The organism is Paraburkholderia sp., assembly GCF_049581445.1.
In the GTDB taxonomy this organism is placed as follows: domain Bacteria; phylum Pseudomonadota; class Gammaproteobacteria; order Burkholderiales; family Burkholderiaceae; genus Paraburkholderia.
The window spans coordinates 1-2823 of the sequence record NZ_JBAURZ010000160.1 but is presented as its reverse complement, the minus strand read 5'-3'; the positions used below and the strand labels follow the sequence as shown (position 1 = coordinate 2823).

The window sequence follows — 2823 nt, the reverse complement described above, 5'->3', positions numbered from 1 at the left end:
CTACCAAAGCGACGGCCACCACCGTTGCCGCCGCCCGGACGACCACGGCCGCCAAAGCCAGGACGGCCATTGCCCGACGGAGCCGACTTGCGCGGCTCGAAGCCTTCGACGACGTTGACCGGCAGGGGGGTGCGCACGAAGCGCTCAATGCGCTTCAACGCGCCCTGTTCGGCGTGATGCACGAGGCTCACGGCGATACCCGAGCGTCCAGCACGGCCGGTACGGCCGATACGGTGCACGTAGTCTTCAGCGAACTTCGGCAGATCGTAGTTGAACACGTGCGTGATGCCCGGGATGTCGATACCGCGAGCAGCGACGTCCGTTGCCACCAGCACGCGCACACGACGCTCGCGCAGTGCCTTGATGGTGCGGTTACGCGCGCCTTGCGGCAGATCGCCGTGCAAAGCGGCCGATTCGAAACCGGCGTCGGCCAGGCGGCCCGCGAGTTGGTCGGCGTCCATCTTGGTTGCCGTGAACACGATAGCCTGGTCCAGACCCGAGTCGCGCAGCAGATGGTCAAGCAGACGGTCCTTGTGATCGCGGTCGTCAACGTAGTGGACGGTTTGCGCGATGTTCGTGCGTTGTTCCAGGCGCTGGACGATCTCGATACGCTCCGGATCCTTCAGCAGGCGGCCGGTCAGCGAACTGATCTTGCCGTCGAGCGTGGCCGAGAACAGCATCGTTTGACGCGTGGCCGGCGTAGCAGCAACGATGGTCTCGATGTCTTCGATGAAGCCCATGTCGAGCATGCGGTCGGCTTCGTCGAGCACGAGGATTTGCAGTTGCGACAGATCAATACGGCCGCGTTCCAGGTGGTCGATCAGACGGCCCGGCGTGGCGACCAGGATTTCCGGGTTCTTCGCCAGCAGCATCAGCTGTTGGCCGTAAGCGACGCCGCCCAGGATGCTGACGGTGCGCAGACGCTTGAGGTGCTTGCCGTACGTGGCAGCAGCGGTGGTGACCTGCATTGCGAGTTCGCGGGTCGGCGTCAGAACCAGCATGGTCGGACGGGCAACCGGTTGCGGGCGGCGGCCACGGTTGCCGTCAGCCGGACGCGGCTCGCGCGGCTGGCTGGCTTGTGCTTTTTGCAGTTGCGAGAAACGCTCGATAGCGGGCAGCATGAACGCGGCGGTCTTGCCCGAACCGGTCGGGCTCGAGACCATCAGATCACGACCGGCGATGCCGGCGGGGATGGCGCGTTGCTGAACCGGGGTCGGCGCTTGATAGCCGGCGGCGGTAAGGGCGGAGACGACATCCGCGGACAGGCCTAGCGACGCGAACGACGGGCCGGCCGGTGCGGCGGTTTCAGCGGCGACGGCCTGCGGAGCTGCAGCAACGGCTGCGGCTTGCGCGGGTGCGTCGTCGAGACCGAGGGCTTGGTCGACGATGGCGTTCAACGGGCTGGGGGTATTGCTCGAAGTCATGAGAATCCTTGAAACGATCCTGGGTGATGCACGGAATTAATACGTCGGCGCCAATCGGCATACCCAAGTCGTCGGATTCAGCGAGCAAAGAAGCAGCGAGCAAATCGAAAAACGGGGGCAGCTCGCGACAATCAAGGCGAGCTTTTTGTTAGAAGCTGTATCGGTTGCGACATGCCAACACGGCGTGTCGCCAGCCTGGTACATGATCGCCCGTAGGGGGCTAGGCAGGAGGGGACAGGTTCTAAACTGGATTGGAGCAAAACGCTACGAGGCGCTGCGCCGCAAGGGCCGCTGGAGAAAGCCGGGCAAAGCAGTGAAGCGCAGGCAACATTGTATAGTGTTTTGCTGCACCGCGCCACATTTAAGACATTTCCGAGCGGGGACGTGTCATTGTTACCTTGCGGCTGCTTCGCCTTTAGCCCGTGTTTGCCGGGTTGTTGCACAGTCAGCGGCGCTGCCTCAGGCTGATGCGCCGCTTTTCAGCGATTCGACCAGTTCGACGTATTGCTGCTTGGCCGTGTCCTGCGACGTGCCTTTCAGGGCCGTCCAGGCATCGTACTTGTACTTGCCGACGATGTCGGTGAAGCCAGGCTTGTCGCCGTGCACATCGCCCTTGGTGGCCTGCTTGTACAGCGCATAGAGGCGCAGCAGCGTCAGGTTGCCCGGGCGCTCCGGCAGTTGTTGCACCTCTTCGTGGGCTTTGGCAAATTGCGCGTCGACGTCGCTCATGTGTTTCTCCGTGGCGGATTCAGGATGGGCCGTCGATCATATCAAGCGCCACGCTCCCCTGCGTCGAATCAGGTTCGAACGACTATTCCAAACGCACTAGCGACGAGCTCGGCACGTGCTGTGCGGCTTGCCGCACAGCACGTGCCCGGCAACCTGAGGCGTCGCATTACAATAGCGGTCATGACCCGAACTGTGCTGCTTGCCCTCGATACGTCGACCGAATTCTGCTCGGTCGCGCTTCTGTCCGCCGCTATCGACGCGGCGCTCGTCCCTGTCTCCGAACCGCGCGTCTGGGTGCGCCACGAAGCCACCGGCGCGGTGTCCAGTACGCGTCTGCTGCCCGCCATCCGTGAATTATTCGACGAAGCTGGCCTGGTCCTCGCGGATTGCGATGCGATTGGGTTTGGCGCCGGACCTGGCTCGTTCACCGGCCTGCGGACTGCGACCGGCGTGGCGCAAGGGTTGGCGTTTGGGCTGAACCGTCCGGTGGTGCCGATCGGTACGCTACTCGCCTGCGCCGAGAGCGTGCGTCTGCGCGACCCGTCGGTGACGCGCGTGCTTGCAGCACTCGATGCCCGGATGGACGAAGTCTATTGGGCCGACTATGCGTGGGACGACGCGCAAGGTGAGTGGCGCACGGTCCAGCCGGCGTCGCTCGACGCGCCGGACC

3 protein-coding genes are annotated in these 2823 nt (G+C 63.9%); 1 reads left to right on the top strand and 2 read right to left on the bottom strand.

The annotated features are described in order from the left end of the window. Positions 1–1424: DEAD/DEAH box helicase (locus tag WCA85_RS14735; RefSeq protein WP_424065035.1), on the bottom strand; the 1424-nt coding region annotated here is incomplete at its 3' end. A 459-nt stretch (positions 1425–1883) separates the two neighbouring features. After that, a complete protein-coding gene (locus tag WCA85_RS14730; RefSeq protein WP_424065033.1) occupies positions 1884–2153 on the bottom strand; it encodes an acyl-CoA-binding protein in 270 nt (89 codons plus the stop codon). 180 nt (positions 2154–2333) lie between these two features. Between WCA85_RS14730 and tsaB the strand changes: the two genes are divergently transcribed. Continuing rightward, on the top strand, positions 2334–2823 hold a 490-nt coding region (tsaB, locus tag WCA85_RS14725; RefSeq protein WP_424065031.1), incomplete at its 3' end, for a tRNA (adenosine(37)-N6)-threonylcarbamoyltransferase complex dimerization subunit type 1 TsaB.

What these genes read in the sequence shown, in the direction of transcription:
- WCA85_RS14730 (WP_424065033.1), bottom strand. Translation starts at nt 2,153, where the DNA reads ATGAGCGACGTCGACGCGCAATTTGCCAAAGCCCACGAAGAGGTGCAA.